The organism is Streptomyces sp. SID12501 (assembly GCF_010550245.1).
Lineage (GTDB): Bacteria > Actinomycetota > Actinomycetes > Streptomycetales > Streptomycetaceae > Streptomyces.
In genome coordinates this window covers 1-26,555 of record NZ_JAAGLU010000064.1, presented here as the reverse complement: position 1 = coordinate 26,555, position 26,555 = coordinate 1, and the positions used below count along the sequence as shown (strand labels likewise).

The 26,555-nt window shown below is 69.5% G+C and carries 19 protein-coding genes and 5 pseudogenes; 15 read left to right on the top strand and 9 right to left on the bottom strand.

Translation table 11 applies throughout. The features are described from left to right. The first annotated feature begins 574 nt into the window (after positions 1-574). Positions 575-718: a hypothetical protein gene (locus G3I71_RS42545; protein ID WP_164323827.1), complete on the top strand. Its 144-nt coding sequence runs from the start codon at positions 575-577 to the stop codon at positions 716-718. 27 nt (positions 719-745) lie between these two features. Further along, a complete protein-coding gene (locus tag G3I71_RS52840; protein ID WP_164323825.1) occupies positions 746-1,540 on the top strand; it encodes an FAD-dependent oxidoreductase in 795 nt (264 codons plus the stop codon). Here G3I71_RS52840 and G3I71_RS52835 read toward each other — a convergent pair. Further along, a complete protein-coding gene (locus tag G3I71_RS52835; RefSeq protein ID WP_343243251.1) occupies positions 1,529-1,768 on the bottom strand; it encodes a carbamoyltransferase C-terminal domain-containing protein in 240 nt (79 codons plus the stop codon). The two genes, G3I71_RS52840 and G3I71_RS52835, sit on opposite strands and share 12 nt — an antisense overlap. A 1-nt stretch (position 1,769) precedes the next feature. Here G3I71_RS52835 and G3I71_RS42530 point away from each other — a divergent pair. From G3I71_RS42530 to G3I71_RS42515, 4 genes and pseudogenes are all read left to right on the top strand, one after another. Continuing rightward, positions 1,770-1,928: pseudogene (locus G3I71_RS42530) on the top strand (DNA-binding protein); the annotation flags it as partial. A 203-nt stretch (positions 1,929-2,131) separates the two neighbouring features. Further along, complete coding sequence (locus tag G3I71_RS42525; RefSeq protein ID WP_164323823.1) at positions 2,132-2,446, top strand: hypothetical protein; 315 nt, start codon at positions 2,132-2,134, stop codon at positions 2,444-2,446. A gap of 628 nt (positions 2,447-3,074) precedes the next feature. Continuing rightward, positions 3,075-4,403, top strand: a complete 1,329-nt coding sequence (locus G3I71_RS42520; protein WP_164323821.1) for a sensor histidine kinase — start codon at positions 3,075-3,077, stop codon at positions 4,401-4,403. Then, entirely contained in the window at positions 4,388-5,050 is a 663-nt protein-coding gene (locus tag G3I71_RS42515) for a response regulator transcription factor (protein ID WP_164323819.1), read from the top strand. The genes G3I71_RS42520 and G3I71_RS42515 overlap by 16 nt, the downstream gene beginning before the upstream one ends. A gap of 658 nt (positions 5,051-5,708) precedes the next feature. Here the strand turns inward: G3I71_RS42515 and G3I71_RS42510 are convergent. The 3 genes from G3I71_RS42510 to G3I71_RS42500 all read right to left on the bottom strand — a co-directional run bounded on the left by G3I71_RS42510 (position 5,709) and on the right by G3I71_RS42500 (position 8,751). Further along, positions 5,709-5,933: a hypothetical protein gene (locus G3I71_RS42510; protein WP_164323817.1), complete on the bottom strand. Its 225-nt coding sequence runs from the start codon at positions 5,931-5,933 to the stop codon at positions 5,709-5,711. Positions 5,934-5,987: 54 nt separating this feature from the next. Further along, positions 5,988-8,159 (bottom strand): MMPL family transporter, encoded by a 2,172-nt coding sequence (locus G3I71_RS42505; protein ID WP_164323815.1) that lies wholly within the window; start codon positions 8,157-8,159, stop codon positions 5,988-5,990. A 172-nt stretch (positions 8,160-8,331) separates the two neighbouring features. After that, positions 8,332-8,751, bottom strand: coding sequence for a hypothetical protein (locus G3I71_RS42500; protein ID WP_164323813.1), 420 nt, complete (start codon positions 8,749-8,751; stop codon positions 8,332-8,334). Between the two features lie 633 nt (positions 8,752-9,384). On the opposite strand from G3I71_RS42500, the pseudogene G3I71_RS42495 reads away from it, so the two are divergent. After that, positions 9,385-9,771, top strand: a pseudogene (locus tag G3I71_RS42495) (type II toxin-antitoxin system VapC family toxin); the annotation flags it as partial. A 77-nt stretch (positions 9,772-9,848) separates the two neighbouring features. Here G3I71_RS42495 and G3I71_RS51835 read toward each other — a convergent pair. The 3 genes and pseudogenes from G3I71_RS51835 to G3I71_RS42485 form a co-directional block, all read right to left on the bottom strand. Then, positions 9,849-10,036: pseudogene (locus G3I71_RS51835) on the bottom strand (IS4 family transposase); the annotation flags it as partial. A 54-nt stretch (positions 10,037-10,090) separates the two neighbouring features. Further along, positions 10,091-10,456: pseudogene (locus G3I71_RS52830) on the bottom strand (hypothetical protein); the annotation flags it as partial. Then, positions 10,456-11,472 carry a LacI family DNA-binding transcriptional regulator gene (locus tag G3I71_RS42485; RefSeq protein ID WP_343243252.1) on the bottom strand — a complete coding sequence of 339 codons (1,017 nt, stop codon included), beginning with the start codon at positions 11,470-11,472 and terminating at the stop codon, positions 10,456-10,458. The gene G3I71_RS42485 and the pseudogene G3I71_RS52830, both read right to left, overlap by 1 nt. A 196-nt stretch (positions 11,473-11,668) precedes the next feature. Here G3I71_RS42485 and G3I71_RS42480 point away from each other — a divergent pair, with 196 nt between their 5' ends. Continuing rightward, on the top strand, positions 11,669-13,882 hold the full coding sequence (locus tag G3I71_RS42480) for an alpha-galactosidase (protein ID WP_164323807.1): 2,214 nt from the start codon (positions 11,669-11,671) through the stop codon (positions 13,880-13,882). Positions 13,883-13,966: 84 nt separating this feature from the next. On the opposite strand, the gene G3I71_RS42475 is transcribed toward G3I71_RS42480, so the two are convergent. Further along, positions 13,967-14,980, bottom strand: a complete 1,014-nt coding sequence (locus G3I71_RS42475; protein ID WP_164323805.1) for a hydroxyacid dehydrogenase — start codon at positions 14,978-14,980, stop codon at positions 13,967-13,969. A 365-nt stretch (positions 14,981-15,345) separates the two neighbouring features. Between G3I71_RS42475 and G3I71_RS42470 the strand changes: the two genes are divergently transcribed. From G3I71_RS42470 to G3I71_RS42440, 7 genes are all read left to right on the top strand, one after another. Further along, positions 15,346-16,674, top strand: a complete 1,329-nt coding sequence (locus tag G3I71_RS42470) for an ABC transporter substrate-binding protein (RefSeq protein WP_164323803.1) — start codon at positions 15,346-15,348, stop codon at positions 16,672-16,674. Between the two features lie 55 nt (positions 16,675-16,729). Then, complete coding sequence (locus G3I71_RS42465) at positions 16,730-17,680, top strand: carbohydrate ABC transporter permease (RefSeq protein ID WP_164323801.1); 951 nt, start codon at positions 16,730-16,732, stop codon at positions 17,678-17,680. 77 nt (positions 17,681-17,757) lie between these two features. Continuing rightward, positions 17,758-18,636 (top strand): carbohydrate ABC transporter permease, encoded by an 879-nt coding sequence (locus G3I71_RS42460; RefSeq protein ID WP_203732855.1) that lies wholly within the window; start codon positions 17,758-17,760, stop codon positions 18,634-18,636. Positions 18,637-18,645: 9 nt separating this feature from the next. Next, positions 18,646-22,515 carry a Tat pathway signal sequence domain protein gene (locus tag G3I71_RS51830; RefSeq protein WP_164323799.1) on the top strand — a complete coding sequence of 1,290 codons (3,870 nt, stop codon included), beginning with the start codon at positions 18,646-18,648 and terminating at the stop codon, positions 22,513-22,515. Positions 22,516-22,572: 57 nt separating this feature from the next. Then, positions 22,573-23,796: an alginate lyase family protein gene (locus tag G3I71_RS42450; protein ID WP_164323797.1), complete on the top strand. Its 1,224-nt coding sequence runs from the start codon at positions 22,573-22,575 to the stop codon at positions 23,794-23,796. A gap of 26 nt (positions 23,797-23,822) precedes the next feature. Continuing rightward, a complete protein-coding gene (locus G3I71_RS42445) occupies positions 23,823-25,415 on the top strand; it encodes a glycoside hydrolase family 43 protein (RefSeq protein ID WP_164323795.1) in 1,593 nt (530 codons plus the stop codon). Beyond that, positions 25,412-26,218 (top strand): alpha/beta hydrolase, encoded by an 807-nt coding sequence (locus tag G3I71_RS42440; RefSeq protein ID WP_164323793.1) that lies wholly within the window; start codon positions 25,412-25,414, stop codon positions 26,216-26,218. Before G3I71_RS42445 ends, G3I71_RS42440 begins: the two co-directional genes overlap by 4 nt. Positions 26,219-26,375: 157 nt before the next feature. Here the strand turns inward: G3I71_RS42440 and G3I71_RS42435 are convergent. After that, positions 26,376-26,555: pseudogene (locus G3I71_RS42435) on the bottom strand (IS630 family transposase); the annotation flags it as partial.

Here is a 26,555-nt window from a genome sequence, read left to right as displayed (position 1 = left end):
CCCAGCCCTTCCGTGAGCGCCGCCAACTCCTCGGCCCAGCCATCGACTTGCTCAAGACTCACATCAACCAGCATGTCCAGACAACGTCAGCAACGATCAGAAGTCACATGATCTGAGGCTGTAGTACCTGTTCGACACCGTCCTCAAGGACGCGGGGATCGACGTCGTGCTGACCGGCGTCCGGATACCGCGCATGAACGCGCCCATGGAACGTCAGGTTTTCCTGAGCACCTTTCTGACCTGCACCTTTGCGGGCCGGATCGGCTGTGACCTGCTAGGTCGGGTTACAGAGACGACCGGAGGCAGTCAGAGGCAATCGCCCTCTGTTTGGCCCCGAATCGGACTAGGTCAGGACGGTGTCGATCAGGCTGTGACCCCTCTGGAGGCACTCTGAATCGCTCTCGGTCGAGCTGTGATGGGGACGCCTGCCTCCGGTGCGGAGCCAGGCACACGAGGCCTCCAGGACGACGACCCTCGAGAGTTCGCCTGGCACCGACTGAAGGTCGGTTCCGGATGCCACCCGTGGTTTTAGCGGGCCTGGGCGGCGTCCACGTCCTTGCGAGACGACCCCACCATGCCAGACAGCACCCACCAGCCACTCCCCCAACGACACATCCCCCTCGCACGCGGCCGAGTAGGCCTCCCCCAACTCCCTCCGACAGCGGCCGATCTCGTCCTGGTCGGCGACCTCACGGGCCGCTACGCCTCCGGCAGTTAAAGCAGGCTCGGCTCCGACCGTCGGAGCGTGGTCCTGCGCGCGGACCGCCAGGGCGCGGCCGAGCACGGGCACCGGATCACTGCGGCCATCGCCTGCCACGTGGCTCGCGCCGGCGGCAGCATCGACCAACTCACGCAGCTCCTGATGCACCCCGAGCACGAAAGCGGACGGCACACCCGGCACATCGCGCTGCGCTCCGGGCAGGTACGCGCCCTGGACTACATCCGTCGGGTGTGGGCCAGCGCCTCGGATGCGATCAGCAGCACCAGGGCGCTGGGCTCCCGGCACGAGACGTACGAGGTCCTGGCCGCACTGCGCGACCGGATCGGGGCCGACGGCCGGATCGCGCTCGGCGGCCGCGGTGTGCCCTACCGGTTCGGGTCCAGGACGGATCGCGACGGCCGCACCCAGCTACGCACGGTGGAGGCACTGACCGCCCTGCTGCACACGCTGTTTCCCGCCGCCTCGAAGGTGCCCGTGGCTCACCCGTGGTGCGGCGTCCCCGGGGACTGGTGCGCGACGGTGAACTTCGATCCGGGTACGGGTCTGGGCGCGGCCGGCGGCTATGTGGGCAGCGGTCTCACCACGGCGAATCTCGCGGGTCGGACCCTGACAGACCTGGTGCTCGGCGAGAAGACAGAGCGGACCGCCCTGCCGTGGGTCGGGCGTGCGGTCCGACGCTGGGAGCCGGAGCCGCTTCGCTGGGCCGGAGTGCAGGCCCTCTACGCGCTGTACCGCGAGGCCGACCGCCGCGAGTACCGCTCGCAGTCGGGCCGGACAAGTATTTTCGCGAAGGCAGCCGATCTGGTCTCAGGCCGGTGACCGGACCACACTGAGCCGGTGATCCCCCGGAGAAGGCATCGCGGATGCACACTCCCGCGCTCGGCCGCCGAGGGCCATGGGGGCGAACGGGTGGAACGGCTCGCGGAACTTCACGCCCGCGTTCAGGCGCTCGACGACGCCGGACTCCCGAAGGGAGGCCAGGATCGGCCGGTTCCCCAGTGCGCGGGGGCCGGCCTCCACCCGTCCCTGGAACAGGCCGACGATCATGCTCCTCGCCGACGCCGGCCTGCACGGCCATGAATACGCCGTCGACGCCATCCTCGGCGCCACGGCGCTCGCCGCTCCCGGCCCGGTCACCGTCCCCACATCGGACCCGGAGGACCTCGGCGCGCTGTGCGGCGGACGGGCCACCGTCATCAAGGTCTGATGCGTCCACGGACTGGATGCCGCCGCTGACGCTTCCGTTCGCACCCGCAGCCGCTCACCGCGCCGCAGCCGGACCGGTGCGCATGAGTGGGGCTAGACCCACCGGTGAGGGGGCGTAGCGGAATGTCGGGCGGGGGCGGGGGGTCATAGCCTCTCGGGGGTTGGCTGCTCCTGCGGCCTGTCCAACGACTTACGGAGGACCCCATGCGCCACTCGGCTCGTGCCGTTGCCTGCGTCCTCGTTCTTGCCACCGCGCTCGCGGTGAGCGGCTGCGGCGTTCCCGACAGCGTCGATTCGCGCTGCGCGAAAGACTCGTGCACCGTTCACGTGCACTCCGGATCATCCATCAACCTTAGGAATCTCAAGCTGAACGTCACAGAGGTGAGCGACAGCTCTGTGACGCTCGGTTCGCACGGTGTCAGCGTGAAGGTGAGCAAGAATCTGGACCTCAGGTTCGGCGGCCATCGGTTTCACCTGGTGTCGGCCAGTAACAGGACCGCTGACCTCCAGATCGAGTAGAGCCCGAACCCGGAAGACCTGGTCCCGGCTGTCCACGCCGCTCTCGAACCGGGCCCGATCCTCCGGGGACAGCTACCCCGTCGACGCGTTCCCCGTGGGCCGGGACCGCCGGACGGCGACCTGCCTCGCCCGCGTCGGCGCCCACCTCACCCGCACCCGCCACGTCACAACGCTTCGCCCCGAATCAGCCGCCAGGACCGTCTTCACCCGGGTGGGGCCCGCCGGTCAGCCGGGTGCGGGGGACACCCGGCTGACACTGAAAAGGTACGCAGACCGAGCTGTGCCCGGTATCCCGCTACACCCACGGACGGGTGGGTCTGGACCCACCGGGAGCAGGGCAGGCGGGCGAAGCCCGGCCCACTGCGACGGCTACCGAGCCGCCGCTGCGGTCGGGCGCCGTCGATCCCGGCTCCCCTGGTGCTGATGCTCCACCGTCAGATGCCATCCCGCGTTCGCGTGCCCCTGCGGAGCGTGGCGCGGTCGGCCGGGCGAGCGGGGGTGTGGCTGGGCCCACTCCGGACGGGGCGTAGCGGGATACCGGGCGCGGGGCGGCCTGCGTACCTTCTCCGGTATCGGCCGGTCGGTCTCCTGCTGACACAATGATCACCGTGGTGAAAGGATGAGGCGCATGAGGATACCTCCGGGAGGCGGTCCCCTTCGTTGGTGCGCCGAGATCGGGCTCGGCCTCTACCGGTCTGTGGTACTGGCCGTTCTCACCTGTGTGTTCCCCCTCGTCGCCGTGCCGGTCGGAGTGGCCGGCTCCCACGTGGCCTACTCCTGGTCCACGGGGATCGCGGGAGCACCGCTGGTCGTGCGCGCGCTGGCGGCCGTCGGGGAAACCCTGGTGGTGATGCTCTGGATCTCCTTGGCCCTGTGGATCGCCCACTCGCTGATGAGCCGCGCGCTCGCCAAGGCCGCACGCCGGTGCGCGACGAGGTGGCTCGGTCTGCACATCGAGGTGACCTACCGTCCCGTCCCGCAGGTCACCCGGGTTGCCACGGGGTATTGGTGGGACGGCCACGAGTACCACCGGTCCGAGCGGGAGGCCCGCCGTCGCGCCAGGGTGGAGGCGCGGTTCCACGATCCGCAGCTGCACTGGGACGGGGTGTGGGCGTTGGTCGCCGGGGTCACCGTGCTGCCGGTCGCGGTCCTGCCGCCGCTGGCGCTCGCTTACGGTGTCCACATGGCTCTGACGCCCGGTCTCGTCGGATACGGCGGCGCCGTGATCGTGGCGGGCCTGGCCGGCGCCCCCTTCGCGTGGCGGATTCTGCGCCCCGTGGCGGAGCGGTTCCTCGGGCCGGTCCCGAGCACCCGGCTCGGGCGGCGGGTGGCGGAACTGGAGGCTATCCGCGCTGATCTGACGCACACTCAGGCGGCGGAGCTGGAACGCATCGAGCGGGGTCTGCACGACGGAGCCCAGGCCAGGCTGGTCGCCATGGGCATGTCCATGGGCGCGGCCGAACAGCTCATCGACACCAACCCCGACGCCGCGAAGGCGCTCCTCGCGCAAGTCCGGGCCACGTCGGCCACCGCACTCGCCGAACTGCGCTCGCTCGTCCGCGGCATCAACCCCCCGGTGCTCGCCGAACGCGGCCTGGTGGACGCCGTCCGGGCCCTCGCGCTCGACTCCTCCGTGAACGTCGAGGTGCGCAGCCAGGTGCCCTCCCGGCCCGAGCGCCCCGTCGAGTCGGCCGTCTACTTCGCCGTCGCGGAACTCCTGGCGAACGTGGCCAAACACTCCCGCGCCGGGCAGGTGGCGGTCGAACTCGGCTACGCGGAACGCACGTTGACGGCCACCGTCAGCGACGACGGAGTCGGCGGGGCCGGCGCCTCCGCGGGCTCCGGACTGAGCGGCATCGAGCGCCGGATGGCAGCGTTCGGCGGGCGCATGGAGATCGACAGCCCCGTCGGCGGACCCACTCATATCACCGTGGCGGTACCGTGCGAATTGTCGTAGCCGAAGATCTTTTCCTGCTCCGTGACGGGATGGTGCGTCTGGTCGAGGCGTTCGGGCACACCGTCGTCGCCGCCACCGAATCGGGGCCCGACACGCTCGAGGCGCTGCTCGCGCATCGGCCGGACGTGGCGATCGTGGACGTCCGGCTGCCGCCGACGTTCTCCGACGAGGGGCTCCAGGCCGCGCTCGCCGCCCGCCGGGCCGTACCCGGGCTGCCCGTCCTCATCCTCTCGCAGCACGTGGAACAACTGTACGCGCGTGAACTCCTCGCCGACGGACAGGGCGGCATCGGTTACCAGCTCAAGGACCGGGTCCTGGACGCCGGGCAGTTCATGGACGCGCTTCAGCGCGTCGCCGACGGCGGCACGGCCCTCGACCCCACGGTGGTCGCCAAACTGCTGGGCCGGCCCGAACGGGCCGATCCGCTCGCCACCCTCACAGAGCGGGAACGCTCGGTCCTCGCGCTGATGGCCGAAGGACTGTCCAACTCGGCGATCGCGGGCCGGCTCTTCCTCAGTGAGGGCGCCATCAGCAAGTACACCACCACCATCTTCGCCAAGCTGGACCTGGCCACCGACGACGACACCAACCGCAGGGTCCGGGCCGTGCTCGCCTACCTCGGCGCCGACGCGCGGGGGGCTGAGTGATCCCCGGCGATGCGGTGCCGACGCCGGTGCCGTAGGACTCCCACGCCGCCTGGTGCGGCGCTTTGCTGTCGGCTGCGACATCGGTCGTCGGGCCGTACCCTCGCGGCACCCCTCCGGGGGTGAGCCGACGAACAGAAGACCCTCTTCGCCGAGCACCGGTAGATCCCGGCCTCGGCGGCCAGGGCGACGCCGGTCCGCGCTTCGGTGAGGCGGCCGGCATTCGCCGTTGCCCCGATCGCGGGCACCGTACGCCCTCCGCGCCCCCCGTCCGCTCAGGAGCAGTACTGCCCGGCACTGCCCGGCCGCCGCATGAGATCCGGACACGAGACCGACTCGACCGGCGGACCTGGCGGGGCAGCGCGGTCACGTGATCCACGCCGGTGCCGAGGCCGTCCTCGCGCGCGACATCCGAGCCTGCACCCAGGGCCTCCCCACCACACGGGCCCGCACCTACGCCGATGGCGTCCCGCCAGGTGGTACAGGGGATCAGGGGGTATCGGAACCGCGGTTCAGAGGCGGTTTCCGAGCTGGAGCCGGGGTCCGCCGGCGCCTCGGTGCCGGATGCCTCTGTGTGGGCCTGGCGACGGAACCCCGTATGCCTGATCCCCCGCATCACCGGCTGAGCCCGCACCGCACCCGGAAGAAGTACGGGGGTCGGTCACCTCGGTGAAAGCGCGAAGAAGTCCGGTCGTTGACCGGCGTCGGAGCTCGCGCCGGCGAGCGAGTCGGCGTCCGTGTTCAGGCCCGTCCAGAGCACCGCGACGGCGTCGAACTCGGCGCGGTGACAGCGGAGTTCGACGAGCCGGCCGGTCAGGCGACGGACCCTGGGCCGAGGCCGCACCTGCGTGGTCCGTGGATCGGCGGCGCCAGGGCCTCGGCCCACGCGTAGGACCGCCGCCTCCGGGGGAGGTGGCGGTCCTGGCGGGTGCGGCGGGTCTCAGCTGTGCAGTTCCGACGGGGCGTGTACAGGCCGGTCGGGTGTCTCGTCGTCGGGGGACTCGGAGCCGACGGCTTCGGGAACCGGGCGGTCCGCGTGGCCCGGCCACCAGGCCGCGTGGCCGATGAGGGCGGTCAGGCTGGGGGTGAAGAACATCGCCATGACGAAGGCGGCAGTCGCGATCCCGAAGGAGACCGCGAAACCCATCTCCTTGAGCAGCGCGTTGCCCGCGAGCATCATCGTGGCGAAGGTCGCCGCCAGGATGAAGCCGGCCGCGGCCACCGTCGGACCGGTGTGGCGCAGCGCCACGCCCGCCGCCTCGCGCGGGCTGTGGCCCTCGCGGGCCTCCTCGCGGAGCCGGGCGATCATGAGGATGTTGTAGTCCGTGCCGATGGCGACGACGAACAGGTACACGATCACCGGGATCAGGAATATCAGACCCGAGTGGCCCCGCACCCCCTGGAAGACCCACACCGTGGCGCCGAGGGTGGCGCCGAAGCCGAGGCCCACCGAGGCGATCAGGTACCAGGGGGCGACCACGCTGCGCAGCAGCAGCCCCAGGATGATCATGATCAGTACGGCGGCGACGGGGAAGACCGTCCGGTAGTCGTGGTCGACCGCGGTGTCGATGTCCTTGTAGATCGAGGAGAGACCACCGACGACGGCCTCCGTGCCGGCGGGTGCGGCGGAGTGCGCGACGTCCCGCACCCGGCCCACGGCGGCGATGGCCTTGTCTGTCGACGCCTCGTACTTGAGCGTGACGGTGAAGTCCGCGGTGGTGCCGTTCTTGTTCAACTGGGACACACGGGCACTGGCGACCCCGTCGACGGCGCCGAGCTTCTCGGCGTACGCGCCGAAGGCGGCCTTGTCCAGCGGCTTGCCGTCGGTGCTGGAGAGGTAGACGTCGGTGGGGGCGGCGGCGCCCGCCGAGTACGCCGCCTTCATCTCGTCCTGGACGACCATGGACTCCTTGGTCTTCGGCATCGAACCGGACGCCAGGTCGAAGTTGGCCTTGAAGCCGAGCGCGCCGAGTGCCAGCACGACCAGGACCAGGCCGGAGGCGCCTGCGGTCAGCGCCGGGCGGCGTCGTATGCCTCGTCCGAGCGCGGCGAAGCTCGCGTTGCGCGGTTCACGCTGCCAGGACTTGGAGGGCCAGAAGACCGTCGGGCCGATGAGCGAGACCACGGCGGGGATCAGGGTCAGCGCCGCGACGAGCGTGGCGGTGACCGCGATGGCCAGCGCCGGGCCCATCTGCTTGAGGGAGCCGAGCGTGGACAGGCTCAGCGCGAGGAAGGCGATGACGACCGCTCCGGCGGCCGAGGCGATGGCCTCGCCGACCCGGGCGACCGCGTTGGCCATGGCCTGCTTGGGTTCGTCGCCGGCGCGCAGGCGTTCGCGGTAGCGGAACATCAGGAACAGGAAGTAGTCGGTGCCGACGCCGAACAGGACGACGATGAGGATCGACGAGACCGAGTTGTTGGCCTGGAGGTCGAACAGCTTGGTGGCGTAGGCGATCAGGCCCTCGGCGACGGCGGCCACCAGGGCGATCAGGACGAGGGGCAGTACGGCCAGGATCGGCGCCCGGAAGATGACCAGCAGGCTCACCAGGATGATCGCGAAGGTGCCGAGCCCGATCAGGGTGTTACCGCTCTTGGACGCGTCCTGCTCGTCGAGGGCCTGCGCGGCGGGGCCGCCCAGCTTGACCTGGAGGTGCGTGCCTCTGGTCAGTTGACCGACGTCCTCGCGCAGCACCTTGGCCGCGTCGGCCTGCACGGTCTGGCCCGCGGTCTTCTTGTCCATCTGGACCAGGGTCATGGTGTACCTGCCGTCCTTGGACGGCGGACCGGGTACGACCTTCTGCACCTGGTCGATGTTCTTCTGGCTCAGCTCCGTGGTGATGCGGGCGACGTCCCGCTCGTCGTCGGCGGTCAGCTTGCCGCCGTCGGCACGCTGGTAGAGGGCGATCGCCGACGGGGTGAAGGCGCTGGGGAACGCTTTGTGCTGGATGTCCGAGGCCCTGATGGACTCGTAACTCTTGGGCAGGAAGCTGCTCTCGTCGCTGTTCGAGGGGAGGCTGGGCGCGGTGGCCACGATGGCAACCGCCGCTATCAGCCATGCCACGATCGTCCAGACGGGGTGCCGCACGACGGCTTTCCCGACGCGTTGGAACATGGGGGGTCCTCCTGATGACTGTCTGGAAAGCACGCGTCTTGTCGGAGTGAACTCGGCCTGAACGAAGGCGCGGTGGGGGTTTCGCTCGCCGGACAGCGGGCCTCTCGCCGGGCCGCGTCCGGGCCGTTCGCTCTTGCGGTTGCCCCGGGCGTGAACCGAGACCCGATCGGCCTCAGACGGTCTTGGCGAAGGCGCCGCTCAACGGGGCTCGGCGGGTGATGACGGCGGCTCCGATCAGGCCCAGGGCGCCGATGGCCTGCATGGCGGCGTACCAGCTCGGGCAGAGGCCGGGGATCAGGTCGACGACGATGATCGCGACCGGCAGGACGGTGGTGAGGATGCGTACGCGCTCGAAGTTCGACCGCGAACCCTGGGCCGCGCCGGCCACCAGCCGCAGGATCACGGGGGCCATGGCGAGCATGACGGCTCCACGGATCCACATGAACGCGGTCACGTCGTTGCCGAGGATCGCCACGACGGCGGTCGTCGCGAGGACGATGCCGGAGACCGCGCCGAAGAGCTTGACGCACTTCTTCACCGTCTCGAATGCCTCTTGCGTGGTGGAGTCGTTGAGGTTGCTGTTGTTCGTCATGTCCTTCTCTCCTTCTCGTTGTGATGTAGACGCTACGGATCACGCGCGGGGCCCGGTATGGGTCTGGGCGTACGGGTGGGTGGGGCCAGACCCACCCCCTTTCCGCCGGGGCGTTCGACCGGTGCGGACCGTGGCCGTGGGCCGGGAAACACTGTGCGACATCCTCGGTTCGGCCGAGTACGCACGCGAGGCGACCGAGCTTCCGGTGACCGACCGGGCCATGGGGGACGGCGCCTCGCCGCAGGCCGCAGCCGGCGTCCTGCGTCACCTACCGGACGGTCCGCGCCGGCGACAGCACCTCCGACACCGCAGGGAGCCGTCCGGCGGATTGCCGGACGGCTCCCTGTCGCGAGGGTTTGTGAGGTCAGCGGGTCTGCAGGAAGTCCATGTACCGGAGGACGTCGGCGGTGCCGTCGGCTGTTGTCACCAGGCCGACGTGGCCGTCCGGGCGGACCAGGACCAGGGTGGGCTTGATCCGCTTTGACGGACATTTGAGATCAGGGGTTCTGCCCCGGGAGCATCATGGAGAGCATGGGGGAAGAAGAAGCCTCGGCCTCGCCGTTCGTTCACGCCGGAGTTCAAGGCCGAGATCGTCGAGCTGCGCCGGCGTGGTGACCGCTCGGTCGATCCGGAGAGCTGCCCGCCGAGCTTGCCATCACCGCCGTCACCCTGGCCGAGCTCTCCGCTGGCCCCCACCAGGTACGCGGCAACGCCGAGCAGAACGACTACGACGAACACGCCGAGCGCGCCCACCGCACGGACATTCTCCAGCGCGCCGAGAACGAGTTCGACCCCATCCCCTTCGACGCGGAAGCCGCCCGCATCTACGGCCGCGTCTGCACCGCCGTCATCAGCGCCGGACACCAACCTCGGCACCGCATCGCCGACCTGATGATCGCCTCCATCGCCGTCGCGGAAGACCTGCCCCTGTTCACCACCAACCCGGACGACTTCAAGGGCCTGGACGACCTGCTCACCGTCGTCCCCGTCACCCGCCCAAAGGTGCTGCACGACCGCTAGGCCGCCACAACACCAACCGCTCACGCCTTCCGCGAGCCGGAGTGGACGGCAGGCCAGGCCTCCCAGACCTCAGCACGGAGGAACTGGGCCCGGGTCGCGGTGACTGAGGCGAGGAAGTCGTTGCCGTCGAAGCCTTTGTCCCACAGGACGAGCATTCCGGCCGCAGCAGGCGCGAGGCATAGCTCAACTCGCCCTCGGCGGTGGGCCCGAACACCGCGCCGAGCAAGGCCCGTGTGCCGGTCTCGACCAGCGTCATCAACTCCATGCGGGTGCGCTCCTCGCTCGCCGGGCTCTCGGGCACGAAGGCCAGCAGCAGCACCAGGCTCAGCGCGGTGCCCACCACCAGGAACCACAGTGCGGTCCGGAAGCCGTGGTCGTCGAGGAGCCAGCCGGACAGGAACGGACCGCCCAGCGCGACCGGACCAACGCCACCGCCGATGAATCCGCTGGCCGGGCCCACCAGACGGCGGGGCAACACGTCCCTCGTCACCCAGGTCGGCGGTGCCGACAACCGTACCCTCGGTGTCGAACGCCTCGCCCCTGAGCGCCGCGTACTTCGGACGTCGCGCACCTGCTCGGACCGGCGACAGCAGGCCTGCTCCACACCGCAAGCTGTCCGGCCACGGTGACCGGTCTGTGCCGCACCCACGGGCCGCCCGTGCGCGAGCGCCCCGGGCACCGGCATCACTTCGGTGGTCGTACCGACTGCCGGATCATCAGTTGCGTGCCCAGCACCACATGGTCGTCGGCGAAGGGCTTCTCCCCCTCCAGCGCCAAGCGGACCGCGGTGCGTCCAAGGTCCTCATAGGGCACGCGCACCGTGGTGAGCGCGGGCGTCAGGTCGGCGGCGAAAGGCACGTCGTCGAAACCGACCAGGGACACGTCACCCGGCACGGACAGCCCCGCCTCACGCAGCGCGGCCAGAGCGCCGACGGCCACCATGTCGGTGCCCGCGAAGACCGCCGTGAAGTCCAGCCCCTCCTTCAGCCCGGCCCGGGTCCGCTGATAGCCGGAGACCCTGGTGTACTGCCCGGCCACGTCCAGTTCCTCGGTGTACGGAATGTCGTGGGCCCGCAGAGCCTGGCGATAGCCGGACCGGCGCTGCTCCGCACTGCTCATGAGGGGATCGCCCCCCAGGAACAGGACCCGCCGGTGTCCCATGCCGAGCAGGTGGTCGACGGCCTGGAAGGCGCCGCCGCGATTGTCGTAGTCCACCACCGTCACCGGCAGGCTGGACGGCAGCGGCGGCCGGCCACACAGGACCAGTCGGGAGCCGGCCGACTCCAGCGCCCTGGCGTATTCGGCCATGCGCTCGTGATAGGCGTCGTCCAGCACCGCCCCGCCGACGAGGATCACCGCGGCCGCGTGCTGCTCGCGCATGAGCTGCACCAGGGCGTCCTCCCGGTCCGGGTCGTTGTGGGTGACGCAGACCAGACTGAGCCTGCCGCGCGTTGCCGCTTCCTGTTCCACCCCTGCCGCGACATGGGCCAGTGAAGGTCCGGTGATGTCCTGCAGGACCATGGCGATGGGGCCGGCGACCTTGCCGGAGAGGGCCTTGGCATGGACGTTCACCACGTAGTGGAGGGACTCGACCGCTGCCATGACCCGGGCACGGGTGGCCTCGGAGACCGGATAGTTCCCGGCGAGCGCTCGGGAAACGGTTGCCACCGACACGCCGGCCTTCACAGCGACATCACGAATCGTGCTAGGCCCGCCACTCGCACTCTTGCTACGCCGCCGCCTGCGGGGCTGCTTGAGTTCAGAGCCCGTTGGAGAGCCGTTTCCGTTGTCCGTCACAGCTCGACGTTACTGCATGTGATGCCTCTTGCAGACAGCTGATGTGCGAATTACGGTCTCTGAACCGTAATGGTTTACTAGCGTCACCGGAGTTGCCGCTATGTCCGTCACCCACCTGCGCTGGGGAACCGACGAACTGTCCCTGATCCTGTGCTTCGACACCGCCGGTCCGGTCAGGGTGCTGGCAGCGGGCGAGGCGGCCACGCTGCCGGATCCCGGTCGTGAGCCCGAGTTGTGCACCCTGCTCACGCACCGCGCCCTGCCGTTGGTCGAGATCCAGACCCCGGGCAGTGGGCGGCTCGGCACCTCGGGGAAGCGCCATGTGGACGGTGCCACGTCACTCGCCCTGCGCTACACCGGTCACGAGGAGGTTCACGAGCGGCGCAGGGACGGGGACGTACGCGTTCTGCGCGTGCGGATGACCGACGAGACCACCGGTCTGCGCGTCACCGCCGTCTGCACCCTGCGGGAGGGCATCCCGGTTCTTCGCACCGAGGCCTGTCTGGAGAACGCCGGCGATCGTCAGGTCACCCTGGAATACGTCTCCTCCTTCGCGTGCTCCAACCTCGCCCGCCATCTCGGTGACGGCGAACGCTGGGAGGACGGCCTGGCTCTGTGGCTCGCGGCCAATCCCTGGAGCGGCGAGTACCGCTGGTCCAGGGCCACTCTGGCCGAGCGCGGTCTCTACGACGTGGGCATGGTGCCCTTCGGCCAGACTGGGTCGAAGAACCGGATCGCCGTGACCAGCACCGGCTCCTGGTCCTCCTCCGAACACCTGCCCATGGGCTGCCTGGAGGAGACCCGGACCGGCCGTGCCCTGCTGTGGCAGATCGAGCACAACGGGTCCTGGCACGCCGAGGTCGCCGATCGCTTCGACGACGTGTACCTGGCACTGTCCGGGCCGACCGACCGTGAGCACCATTGGCGCCGCATTCTCGCCCCCGGCGAGTCGTTCCGTACCGTGCCCGCCTCGGCCGCCTTCGTTCCCACGGGAGGCCTGGAGGCCGCGCTCGCCGCCATGACCCGGTACCGGCGCGCCACCCGGCGCCCGCACCCCGACCACCAGGGCCTGCCCGTGGTCTTCAACGACTTCATGAACAGCCTGATGGGCGAGCCCAGCACCAAGGCCCTGCTGCCTCTCGTCGACGCAGCCGCGACGACCGGCGCCGAGTACTTCTGCATCGACGCCGGCTGGTACGACGTCGAGCCGCCCGGCACCGTCGGCCCCGGCGGCGTCCCGGGGTGGTGGGACGCGGTGGGCGAATGGCAGGAGTCGGGGACCCGCTTCCCCGGCGGGCTCATGGAGGTCCTGGACCGCATCCGCGACGCGGGCATGGTCCCGGGGCTGTGGCTGGAGCCCGAGGTCGTCGGCGTACGCAGCCCGGTCGCCACTGCCCTGCCCGACGAGGCCTTCTTCCGGAGGGACGGCGTCCGCCTGGCGGAGTGGGGACGCCACCAGCTCGACCTGCGCCATCCGGCGGCGCGCGCCCACCTCGACGGGGTCGTGGACCGGTTGGTACACGACTACGGCGTCGGCTACCTCAAACTCGACTACAACATCGACATCGGTGCGGGTACCGACGGCCCGGACGGTACCGACAGTCCCGGCGACGGCCTGCTGGGCCACAACCGCGCCTACCTCGACTGGCTCGACGGCGTCCTTGACCGGCACCCGACCCTCGTACTGGAGAACTGCGCGGCCGGCGGCAGCCGCACCGACCACGCCGTCCTGTCCCGGCTGCCGATCCACTCCGTCACCGACCAGCAGGACTTCCGCCACCTGCCCGCCATCGCCGCCGCCGCACCCACCGCGGTCACCCCGGAACAGGGCGCGATCTGGGCTTACCCTCTGCCGGAGCACACCGACGCCGAGCTCGGCATGGTGATGGTGACGGCCATGCTCGGCCGGGTCCATCTCAGCGGTCGCCCCGACCTTCTGACAGAGCACCAAAAGGGCACCGTGCGCGAGGCTTTGGCCACCTACAAGACCTACCGCCACCTCCTGCCCACCGCCCGCCCCCACTGGCCGCTCGGCCTGCCGTACTGGCGCGACGGCTGGCTCGCCCTCGCCCTCAGCACGGCCGACGGCACGACTCTGCTGGCCCTGTGGCGTCGGGACGGCGCGCCCGAGACCGTGGCCGTGCCGCTTCCGTGGACCACCGAGGCAGACCGGCCGCGACTGGTGTTCGGCGCGGGTCCGCAGCCGTCGTACGACTGGGACGGCCCGGAGCGCACCGTGCGGGTGACCCTCCCGGCCGAGCGGTCGGCGGTGCTGCTGTCCTTCGGTGCCGGCCCGGGCGGCACCCCGGCCTGAAGTCCTACGCTCTCACGGGACGGGGAACAGAGGGATCAGCACAAGCGCACGCACGCCGGACGGAGGCCCATGCCGACAGGCGGCTCAGGCGCTGATCGCCAGGTCCGCCAGGCTTACCGGGTGGGCGAGCCGGCGTCCTGCGGCGAGGAGTACCAGCTCGTCGACGACCGTACGGCCGAGCCGTTCCAGCTCGTTGCCGAGCGAGCCGGCGATGTGCGGGGTGAGAAAGACATTGGGCAGCTGGTACAAGGGGGACCCCGTGGACAGCGGCTCGGGTTCGGTGACGTCCAGCACGGCACTGATCCGCCCGGCGACCAGCTCGTCGGTGAGCGCCTCGGGGTCGACGAGGGCGCCCCGCGAGGTGTTGATCAGCACTCCGCCATCCCTGATCAGCGCCAGCCGGTCGCGGTCCAGCATCCGGTAGGTCTGCGGGATGTCCGGGGCATGCAGGCTGACGATGTCGCTGGTGCGCAGCAGCTCCTCCAGGGACATCGGTACGGCGCCGAGGGAAGCCGCCTCAACCTCGTCCACGTACGGGTCGTACAGGGCCGCCGTGAGGTCGAAGGGGCGCAGGAGTTCGAGCACCCTGCGGCCGATCCGCGAGGCGCCGATCACCCCGACGCGTCGGCCGAGGTTGCCGATGTCCGCGTACTCGGTGGGCGCGGGGTAGGCGCGCACGGTCCGGAAACGTTCGCGCAGGCCGAAGGCGTCCTTACCGGCGAAAAGGATCGCGGCGAGGGTGTACTCCGCCACCGGCAGCGCATTGGCCTCCACCGCGCTGGAGACGGTGAGGCCGCGTTGCCAGGCATCCGCCCCGATGAGGCTGCGCACGCTGCCCGCCGCGTGCAGCACAGTGCGCAGCCGAGGCGCGGCGGCCAGCGCCTCGGCGCCGATGTGCGGGCAGCCCCATCCGGTGATCAGGATCTCGGCCTCGGCCAGAGCCGCCCGCGCGGCCGGGTCGGTGAAGTCCTGGACGACGAGCGTGGAGTCGACGCGCACCAGGTCCCCCAGCCTCGCTATCAGGTGTGGCGGAAGGAGCTCGGGCAGGTGCACCGGGTTCATCGCGAACACGGCTGAGGGCAGGTGTGGGCTGGGCATGAGGCTCCTGCTTCGACGCGAAGAAAGGATCAGATGAAAGTAAACGTATTCCACGCTAGAGATGAATCCGGCCAGGGGTCAATGGTTTCAACTGAAGTCGAGACAGAGTCACTGTCACCCGCCGGAATCACCAGGGACATAGACTGCACAGGTCAGCGGCCCATCAGGTAATGCACTTGAAAATTTGGTGAAACAATCGGGCCTCCCCCTCTTGCGGATCCAGCCGCCAGCCCTTTACGGTCCACGCAGCAAACGGTTACTTCCCCTCTTCGGGTGTGACCCTGCCGGACCTTGCCGCCTTTGCCTCGCTGACCACCGCGCCGGCCCCCACACCGCACGCGCACCCTGTCCCCTGTGGAGGACCGATGACCACGTATCGCGCCAGAACCCTCAACGCGGCGGCCGTGACCGCCTCGCTCTGTGTCCTTCTCGCTGCCTGCTCAAGCGGCGACGGCACGAACGCCGAGTCCCGACCGAGCACCGAGGGCAAGGTCACTCTGGAGTTCTGGAGCTGGACGGAGGGCATCGAGGCCCAGACCAAGGTCTGGAACAAGGAGCACCCCGAGACCCAGATCAAGTTCGTCAACGCGGCCGGGGACACCGCCTACCAGAAGCTCCGCGCCGCGGTGACCTCGGGCAACGCCCCGTGCCTGTCGAAGATGGACGGGATGAACCTGGCGGGCTTCGCCGCCGACGGCCTGCTCACCGACATCAGCAAGACCGCCGCCCAGTACAAGACGCGGTACACCGCCCCGGCGTGGAACGCGGTCAGCCCGGGCGGCACCACCTTCGGTATCCCGATGGGCTCCTCGCCGCTGTTCACCGCCTACCGCGCGGACCTGTTCAAGAAGTACGGCATCGAGGCGCCCAAGACCTGGGACGACCTGATCGCGGCCGGCAACAAGGCGAAGCAGCAGAACAAGGACGTCAAGATCTTCAACATGGCCGGCGAGGACCCGAGCACCCTGGTCGACCTGTCCTGGCAGGCCGGCGCCCAGTGGTACAAGGCCGACGGCGACCACTGGACGATCAGCTTCACCTCGCCGGAGGCTCTCAAGGCCGGTGACATCGTCCAGCAGCTCGTCGACGACGGCCTCGCCTCCAACGCGTCCTACTCCGACCCGGGCGTCTTCAAGACCTGGGACCTCGGCAAGACCATCGCCATGACCACCTCGACCTGGCAGCTGCCGATCTACGACACCAACTTCCCCAAGTCCAAGGGCAAGTGGCAGCTCGCGGACGCCCCCGTCTTCGACACCGCCCAGCCGCGGACCTCCAGCAACTTCGACACCACGGCCGTCCTCAAGGGCTGCAAGTACCCCGACCGCGCCGCACAGTTCGCCGCCTGGCTGAGCAGCAGCAAGGAGTCCCTGACCGCGCTCACGGACCCCGCTTCCAAGTCCGGCCTGTTCCCCGCGGTCGAGGACGTGTCGCCGTACGTGGACAAGATCATCCCGACCGAGATGTTCAACAAAGAGTCCGACAGCGCCGCGGTGATCACCACGGCCGCCTCCCGGGTCGGCGACCAGTGGCAGTACGGGCCGAACTACGCGGCGATGTACTCCGAGATGCAGAAGCAGTGGGGCAAGGTCATCAAGAGGGAACTCACGGTCAAGGACATGCTGACCGGCCTGCAGAAGTGGACCGTCGACGACCTGAACAGCAAGGACATCAAGGCCGTCGCGGGCAGCTGACCCCTCCCGACCGCTCGCCCGGAGACAGCCGGCGCACCTCACCTGGAGACATCCCGTGCCCACCCTGACGCGACCGCCGGTCGCGACCGACTCCCCGGTCCGGCAGACCTCACGCCGCCGGACCGGACGGCGGGGAGCCTACAAGGGCCTGCTGTTCGCGCTGCCCTTCCTGGTCGGCTTCCTGTTCACCTACGTCCTGCCGATCGGCTACGCCTTCAACCAGAGCCTGCACGAGAAGAAGAGCGCCGGCCTGGGCTTCGGACCGACCCGGATCGTCTTCACCGGCTTCGCCAACTTCGCGGCGATCCTGACCGACGGCGCCTTCTGGTCCAGCATGCTGCGCACCCTGCTCTTCGGGACCGTGCAGATCATGGTGATGCTGGGCATCTCGCTGCTGTTGGCCCTGCTGCTCGACGGCGTCGCCGCGCGGGCGGTCCGTTTCTTCCGGGCGGGGCTCCTCGTCCCGTACGTCGTTCCGAGCGTGGTCTCGACGCTCATCTGGCTGTTCCTCTACAGCCCGACGATCAGTCCGCTCGTCGACCTGGCCGACCGTGCGGGTGTGCACCTCACGTTGTTCGGCGGCATCAACACCTATCTCTCCCTGGGCAACCTGCTCACCTGGCAGGGCATCGGCTTCAACGTGATCCTGATCTCCGCGTCGCTCCAGGCCCTGCCTCGGGAGCTGTACGAGGCGGCCCGGCTCGACGGGGCCCGCGAGTGGCGCATCGCCTGGTCGATCAAGGTCCCGAACATCACCGGGATCCTCGTACTGACCGGCATGTTCTCGCTCATCGGCCGGCTCCAGCTGTTCGCCGAGCCGCTCCTGCTGAGGTATGTCGCGCCGGAGTCGATCAACACCGACTTCACTCCGATGATGGAGATCTTCGACAAGGCGTTCAAGACCGGCAACTACCAGTACGCCGCCGCCGAGTCGCTGGTCCTCGCCATCGTCACCGGCGTCCTCGCCTTCGTCTTCTACCGCGTCACGAACAGGAAGATGTCATGACCACCGAGGCTGTCAACGCCACCGAGGCCACCAGTACCCCCGGGGCAGGCACGGGCAGGGGCGGCGGCACTCGGGACATGCGTCCCAGCAAGGCCACCGGCACGTCCGGCGGCGGTGTGCGCCCCACCCGTGGGGCGGTGGCCCTCACCACCGGTCTGCTGATCGTCTTCCTGCTCTACTCGCTCGCACCCACCTGGTTCCTGCTCGTCTCCGCGACCAAGAACCAGACCGATCTCTACTCCACCTTCGGCCTGTGGTTCTCCTCCAACCACCTCGGCGACAACTTCCAGGCGATCTGGGACTACCACGACGGCGTCTTCCTACGGTGGATCGGCAACTCCGTCCTCTACTCCACCCTCGGTGCAGCGGGCTCGACCTTCATCTCGCTGGCCGCCGGATACGGCATCGCAAAGTTCGAATTCCGGGGCCGCGGCGCCCTGTTCGCGGTGATCGTCGGCGCCTCCCTGCTGCCGAGCACCCTGCTCGCGTTCCCGCTCTACCTCGTGTTCGCCGACATCGGACTCACCAACACCATCTGGTCGGTGCTGATCCCCTACTTCATCAACCCGTTCGGGGTCTACCTCGGCAAGGTCTACGCCGACAGCTCCGTACCCACCGAGCTGATGGAGGCCGCCCGCATCGACGGCGCCGGTGAACTGCGGATCTTCTTCTCCGTCGCCCTGCGGCTGATGCGGACCGGTGGAGTCACCATCTTCATGCTCGACTTCATCGGCATCTGGAACAACTTCTTCCTGCCTCTGTTCATGCTCAACGGCGAGCGCACCTTCCCCGTCACCCTGGGCCTTTTCTCCTGGGTGCAGCAGGCGCAGACCTCCCGCGACATGAACACGCTCGTCCTCACCGGATCGCTCCTGTCGATCATTCCGCTGGCGATCCTCATGTTCGCCCTCCAGAAGTACTGGCGCAGCGGAATTCTCATGGGCAGCCTCAAATAAGGATCAGCCATGACCAACACTCCCCAACGTCGTGAAGTGCTCAAGTACGCCGGTGCCACCGGTGCCTCCGCGGCCGGCCTCAGCTGGCTGACCACCCAGTCCGCGACGGCCGCGCCCGCATTCCCGACCGCCACTCCCGACCCGGACTCGGCCGGCGCGTTCACCAAGACCGTCTGCAAGCCCCTGGACATCGTTGTCTTCGGCAACGACGACTCCGAGACCGCCCACGGTCTGACCGCCACAGGATCCGACACCGTCACCGGCGGTCTCGGTCAGAGCGCCCGTGTCCTCAACCCCTCGGAACCAGCTGGCTACTGGGGCGGCACCCTGAAGTTCGGCGTCGCCGTCAGCCCGACCGGCACCACCTACGTCACCGTCCGGCTGTGGGGCGACGAGCACGACTCGACCGCCACCGAGGCGGGCTTCGGATCCCGGAACTGGCGGCTGCAACTGTTCTGCGAGGGCCTTCAGATCGGCTACCAGGACGAGGGTGCCGTCGACAGCCTCGACATCCTCGACACCTCCCCGCGCGCCCCTGGCCGCTTCTTCTTCCACACCCTGCCCCTGCCCGAGAAGATGACGGCGGGCAAGAAGAAGGTGACCCTGGAGATCCGCTCCATGGGCCGCATCTGGTCCTACGGCCAGAACCAGGCCCAGCTCTACTACAACCAGACCACGCCCTCGCGCGGCATCTATCGCCTCTACACCCACACCGAGCCGTACTTCGTGCCGCCCAAGGGCGAGGTCCAGGGCCCCGCCCCGGTGCCCGTGGCGCGCACCGGGGGCGCGGAGGTGCTGGACGCGGTCAAGGCTCGGGTCCAGAGGGAACAGACCAACCTCCTCACCACCGCGACCCCCGCCGCCATGGACGGCTGGGCGATGGAGTCGCTCGCCCAGGGTTACCTGTGGTCCGGCAGCCCCGCCTACCAGCAGGACGCCGCCGTCGAGCGGGTGTTGCAGGCCATCGACGGCCGCTACATGGCCTGGCAGTCCGATGCGACCGTGCTCACCGGCTCCGACCAGCAGTGGCAGGGCTTCGGCCGGGTCGGCCTGTGCCTGGCCCTGCTCTGGGACCACCTCGGCGACAGGCTGGACGCCAGGGTCACCGGCTCCCCCTACGAGATAGCGAACGCCGGCTTCGAGGACGGCGGCACCACTCCCACCTCCTGGAGCCGGCCCGGCTGGGCATCCGGTGGTGGCGGCACCTGGACCCGCGACACCACCGTCTCCCGCACCGGCTCCGCCTCCCTCAAGCTCACCGCCACGACGGCCGGCGGCTACAGCTACGTCAACTCCGCCCCCAGGACCAAGGTCGGCGCGGGCACGTACACGTACGGCGCCTGGATCAGGACCGACGGCGTGACCGGCCTCGGAGCCCACATCGACCCGCTGTTCTACGACGCGAGCGGCAACCTGGTCGGCGGCGACCACAAGAAGTACGCCAGCACCGGCACCCACGACTGGGAGTATGTCTCCGTAGACCTGGCGACCCCCTCCGGTGCCACCCAGATCGAGCTGCATCTGCGGCTCTCCGGCCCCGGCACCGCCTGGTTCGACTCCGTCGACCTCGTCAAGCCTGCCGAGTTGCGCAACCCCGGCTTCGAGAGCGGCGGCGACACGCCCACCGCCTGGGCCAGACCCGGCTGGGCCTCCGGCGGCACCTGGTCCCGCGACACCACCGTCGCGCGCACCGGCTCCGCCTCGCTCAAGCTCACGGCCACGGGCGACAACGGCTACAGCTACGTCTACGGCACCCCGAAGGTCCAGGTCGGCGCGGGCACGTACACGTACGGCGCCTGGATCAGGACCGACGGCGTGACCGGCCTCGGAGCCCACATCGACCCGCTGTTCTACGACGCGAGCGGCAACCTGGTCGGCGGCGACCACAAGAAGTACGCCAGCACCGGCACCCACGACTGGGAGTATGTCTCCGTAGACCTGGCGACCCCCTCCGGTGCCACCCAGATCGAGCTGCATCTGCGGCTCTCCGGCCCCGGCACCGCCTGGTTCGACTCCGTCGACCTCGTCAAGCCTGCCGAGTTGCGCAACCCCGGCTTCGAGAGCGGCGGCGACACGCCCACCGCCTGGGCCAGACCCGGCTGGGCCTCCGGCGGCACCTGGTCCCGCGACACCACCGTCGCGCGCACCGGCTCCGCCTCGCTCAAGCTCACGGCCACGGGCGACAACGGCTACAGCTACGTCTACGGCACCCCGAAGGTCCAGGTCGGCGCGGGCACGTACACGTACGGCGCCTGGATCAGGACCGACGGCGTGACCGGCCTCGGAGCCCACATCGACCCGCTGTTCTACGACGCGAGCGGCAACCTGGTCGGCGGCGACCACAAGAAGTACGCCAGCACCGGCACCCACGACTGGGAGTATGTCTTCCTCGACATAGCGACACCGGCCGGCGCCACCCAGGTCGAGTTCCACGTGCGCCTGACCGGCCCCGGCTCGGCCTGGTTCGACGACGTCGACCTCATCGCCCCGTCCGTCGGCACCGCAGAACAGCCGGTGCGCAGAACGGCGTACAAGAAGATGCTCCAGTCCAGCCGTGACTACTGGCGCCAGCACTTCCCGCACTACTCCAACCAGGCCCAGATCTGCGCCATCGGCATCTACCAGGCCAACCGGGGCCTGAAGCTGCTGGACGCGGACCTCGCCCTGCCCGAGGCCAAGGCGCGCGACTACCTGTACCAGTCCATCGGCATGGTGGCCTACCTCGGCCCCGAGGACGCTGACGGCAACCCGACGAAGCCGCTCGGCGCGGGCTACTACCAGGTCACGAAGGCGGGTCTGACCCGCGAGCTGGGCTATGTCGGCAGCTACGGTGAGGTCACCGACTGGCTGGTCATGATGTACGAGTCGGTGACCCTGGGCCACGGTGGCCAGGAGGCTCCGGAGCTGCGCGAGCAGATGATCAAGATGGTCAAGGCGCGGGGCCGGTTCCGTGTCGTCGACGTGGATGGTGACAACGCCCGGGTCTCCCGCACCGAGACGGTCATCGGCTGGCGCAACGAGGTCTACCCCGGGGCCATCGCCTACGCCTCCCGCACCGCGTGGGACTCCAACCCGCTGATGTCCGCCGCCGTCTTCAAGGACCCCGATCTGGTCGGCTGGACCCAGGAGATGGTGGCGGACGGCCAGCTCTGGCCGCAACTCCAGCTCATCTCGACGTACAACTGGACCCGCGTCGGCCTCAACGCCCTGCGTCTGGTCTCCCGCGACTGGGACGACTTCCAGACTCTCGCCTCCCGCCCGGGCCGGCTGCCCACCGGCTGGGACGGCCCCGACTTCGTCTTCACCGACGAGGAGAACGGCGCCGTCGCGATCAAGCACGGCCAGGAGTCGCTCTTCGCATCGCTCTACTGGCGGGCCCGCCAGGGCGTCAACGACTACGCCCGCGTCCACCACGTCACCCCCGTCGACCAGCGTTCGGCGACGATCCGCCAGCACTCCACGGGCACCACCGACGACACCTTCACCGCCCGCGACTGGATCCTGTGGGACTACGCCATCAACGACCCCGGTGCCGGAGGCCTCCCGCCCGGCGGATTCCCCCCGCCCGGCGACACCCTCCACCAGTCCCAGCAGGGCGACGTCTACCACCTCGCCCCGGTCCCGGCCGACGTCCCCGACCCGACCCTCGGGGTCCACTTCGACGGCGTGGAGACCATGCTCGTCGGTAGGGCCCCGTTCTACTACTGCGAGTACGGCGACTACCTGATCGCCATGAACACCAGCACCGACAAGGTCTTCACCCTCCCCGCCCGCCAGGACTTCGGCCCCGCCCGCGACCTGGCCACCGGAAAGACCATCGGCGCCGGCGTCCGCCCCACAGTGGGCCCGCGCAGCACGCTCGTCCTGCACCGGATCTGACCGCTCCCGAATCCCGTTCCCTTCACCGCACTCAGCGTCGAGTCGACAAGGAACCCCATGCAGAACGCTCAGCCGCCGGCTTCCGGCTCCGAACCCCCGTCTCCCGCCGACCCCTACGGTCCCTCCACTCCGCCCAACCGGCGCCGCTTCCTCAAGCTCACCGCGATCGGCGCGGGCGCCACCGGGATGGCCGGGGCCGCCGGACTGGCGGGAGCGACCAGCGCCGCCGCCGTCACCTCCGGCCTCACCTCCCTGACCCACCCCGGCGTACTGCACAGCCTCGCCGACCTGAACCGGATACGCACCAAGGTCGGCGCCGGCGCCTCACCCTGGATCGACGGCTACAACGTCTTCGCGGCCGACTTCTTCTCGTCGTCCTCGTACGTGGTCGCGGGCGGCCGGGAGACGGTCACCCGGGGCACCAGCCCCGAGAGCGGCAACGCGGAGCTCTGGTACGACTGCAACGCCGCGTACCAGAACGCCGTCATGTGGTACATCACCGGCGACACCGCCCACGCCTACAAAGCACTGACGATCATCAAGTCCTGGACCAACGCGCTCCGGACCATCAACGGCGCCGACGCCGAACTCGCCGCCGGGATCTACGGCGCCAAGTTGGCCGCCGCCGTCGAGATCATGCACTACACCGGCCCGGCGGGCAGCTGGACCCAGTCCGAACTAGACGCCACCGTCGCCATGTTCCAGAACATCTTCGTCCCGCTCATCAACATCTACGGTGACGGCGGCTATGGCCTGATGGGCCTCAAGGGCATGATGCAGATCGCCGTGGCCTGCAACAACCTCACCCTCTTCAACGACGCGTACAACGCCTTCTACACCAACAGCTGCTGCGGGCTGACCAAACTCGTGCAGCCCGGCACCGGCCAGTGCTGCGAGTCCGGCCGTGACCAGGGGCACACCCAGCTGATCCTGGGCTCGCTCGCGGAGATCTGCCAGACCGGCTGGATCCAGGGCCTCGACCTGTACGGGGCATCCGGCTCGCTGTTGCTGTCCGGCTTCGAGTACACGGCGAAGTACAACCTCGGCAACACCGTCGCGTACGACGCCGCCTTCGGGCGGTGCAACTGGCACTGGTCGAGCATGGGGTCGGACGGGCGCGGCGCGTTCAAGCCCATCTACGAGATGGCGTACAACCACTACGTGAAACGGGCCGGAAAGTCCGCTCCGTACACGGCCCAGGTGGCGGGCAACCTCCGCCCGGAGGGCGCGCCGACCCAGTGCGACCAGGTCGGCTTCGGCACCCTGCTGTTCTCCCTCTGATCCAGCGACACCCGATCGGACCTCACGTGATCCACAACCCCGTCCTGCGCGGCTTCGAGCCCGACCCGGTGATCCTTCGGGTCGGCGACGAGGACTACTACATCGCCACATCGACCTTCGAGTGGTACCCGGGAGTACGACTCCACCACTCCCGGGACCTGGTCAACTGGCGTGCGCTGGGCGGCGCGCTGGACAGCCGCCGACTGCTCGACCTGGCCGGGGTCCCCGACTCCGGCGGGATCTGGGCGCCGGGGCTGTCCTACGCGGACGGACTGTTCCACCTGGTCTTCACGGTGGTCGACACCTACGCGGAAGGCTGGAAGGACCTGCCGAACTACGTGACCACCGCGCCCTCGATCGAGGGCCCGTGGTCCGACCCGGTGCCGTTGCACGGCCGGGGTTTCGACGTCTCGTTCTTCCATGACCGGGACGGCCGCAGCTGGCTGCTCAACATGCGCTTCGACTGGCGCCCGGAACACGACATGTTCGCCGGGATCGAGTTGCAGGAGTACGACCGCACCTCGCAAAAACTCCTCGGCCGGCCCAGGACGATCACCGTGGGCACGGCCGCCGGGATCGCCGAGGGCCCACACCTCTACCACCGGGACAGCTGGTACTACCTCGTGCACGCCGAGGGAGGCACCGGCTACGAGCACGGGACGGCCGTCGCCCGCTCCCGCGACCTGTTCGGCCCGTACGAGCCGGACCCTGCCGGGCCGTTGCTCACCTCCCGGCACGACCCGACGCTGGAACTGCAGAAAGCCGGCCACTGTTCGCTGGTCGAGACCCCGGCCGGGGAGTGGTACGCCGCCCACATCACCGCCCGCCCCTACACCGAGCGGGGCCGCTGTGTGCTCGGCCGGGAGACCGCGCTCCAGCCGGTCACCTGGACGGAGGAAGGCTGGCCGCGCATCGCGGGCGGCATCCCCGCGGTCACCGTCCCGGCGCCCGCGCTGCCGCCCGCTCCGTTCCCGGCACCGTGCGCGACGGACTACTTCGACGCGCCCCTCCTCGGCCCGGACTGGTCAACGTTGCGCCGCCCGGCCGACGAGAACTGGCTCAGTCTCACCGAGTGCCCCGGCGCCCTGCGGATCCGGGGCGGCCAGTCCCCGGCCGGTCGCCGGTCCCCGAGTCTGGTCGCACGCCGGGTCACCTCGGCCCGCTGCTCGTTCGAGACCCAGGTGACCTTCGACCCGCGCACGCCGGACCACCTCGCGGGCCTCACCGCGTATTACAACACCCGCAACTGGCACTACCTGTACATCACTTCGGCCGACGGCGGCAGCCCTGTCCTGCATGTGCTCAGCTGTGAACAGGGCGCCCGCACCGCCCACCCCGTCCGAGTCCCCCTGGCCCCGGGTACGACTGTCGTGCTGCGGGCCGAACTCGACGGTCCCGTACTGCGCTTCTCGTACGACACCGGAGACAGGGCCGAGGCCCTCCCACTCGAACTCGACGCCACGGTCCTGTCGGACGAGGCCGCCGACGAGTTCCACGACGGCCAACTGCGCGTTCTCGGCTTCACCGGCGCGATGCTCGGCCTGTGGGTCCAGGACCTCGACGGAGCGGGTGTGCACGCCGACTTCGGCCACGCCACGTACGAGGCGGTGACCGGGTGACCACCACTCTCGACCTCTTCCACACCGTCCTCGGCCCGGATACCTTTGCCTCCCCGGATGCCAACACCCTTCTGCTGCTGCACGGTTGGGGTGGCGACGGCCGCGAATGGTCACGGCACGCCGAGATCCTGGCCGATGCCGGACACCGCGTGATCGTCCCCGACCTGCGCGGCCACGGCCGCTCCCCTGTCCCGGACGAGGGCAACACCCCGGCGGCAATGGCCCAGGACCTGGCGGCACTGGTCGCTCGTCTGGGAGCCGGACCCGTCATCGCCGTCGGCCACTCCATGGGCGGCCAAGTGGTGAACCTGCTCGCCGTCCACCACCCGGACCTCGTACGCTCCGTCATCGCCCTCGACCCCGCGCACGGGGCACATGGAGCCGAACTCGACGAGATCCCGCGCCGCCTGACCGCGTACCGCGAGAACGGCGCCCGGGCCGCGGTTCCACTGGTGGCCGGCGCCTTCTCCCCCGCCGCACCCGCCGGTCTGCGCACCGCACACATCCGCACCATGCTCGGCACCCCCGGCCATGTCATCGCCCAGGCCTACGCGGGCATGTACACCGAACACGGCGCGGTGGGCATCCGCCCGTACAGCGAGGCGTACCTTCGTCGTCGTGCTTGCCCCGCACTGACGGTATGGACCTCCACCGAGGCCGCCGACTGGGAACGGGGCACCCTGCGGGCACCCGGATCCCGCGTCGACCACTGGACCGCCACCGGCCACTATCTGCACGAGGAACACCCTGACCGCACCGTCCGGCTCATCGAGCAATGGGCTGCGGCCAGGCCGGCCCGCTGAGCTGTCCCGGTCGGGGGCTCGTCCCGTCCGGCGGGCCGGATCCGCGGCGCCGTGAACCGTGAACCGAGCGGTCTCAGAAATCACTCGCCGCATACCTCGTGGTACGGCGCATCAGGTACGTAGGTGTGCTGGTGAGCTGCGCCGTGAAATCACGGTCTTAAGTTTCTTCCTGGTTTTGGTTGGCTGGCGGAGTGACTTTGGTGAGGTAGGCGGCGAGTGAGTTGAGGATCTCGTCGGCGGTCTTGGTCCAGGTGAAGGGACGCGGATTCTCGTTCCAGGTGTCGATCCACGCGGTGATGTCGTCCTCCAGGGCCTTCACGGAGGTGTGGACGCCCCG